We start from the raw sequence: 299 nt of genomic DNA, 5'->3' as shown, positions 1-299 counted from the left end.
GCAGCCGATCTCCCCGTGAAGGCCAAAGCGGTCGAATACGTGAAGATCTGCTCCCTGTACGGTGCGGGTTTCTACTACATCCCCGGCACCGACACCTGCATCAAGCTGGGTGGTTACCTGCGCGCTGAAGTCGCGCTGGGCACCAACTCGGACTTCGGTGGCGGTCTCAACACGTCGACCCAGGGCGCCAACGGTGCACGCAACCGTCTGACGAACTACTACACCATGCGCGCTCGTGAAGATCTCAACATCGACACGCGCACCGCGACTGAGTACGGCGTTGTCCGTACCTTCTTCGA

General features: G+C 60.9%; 1 protein-coding gene. It reads left to right on the top strand.

Annotation, left to right across the window (positions count from 1 at the left end; genetic code table 11):
- On the top strand, window positions 1–299 hold a 299-nt coding region (locus tag AC0L3S_RS39270; RefSeq protein ID WP_473285332.1), incomplete at both ends, for a porin.

The organism is Bradyrhizobium sp. Ken01 (assembly GCF_055807355.1).
This window is presented reverse-complemented; position numbering and strand designations above follow the sequence as displayed.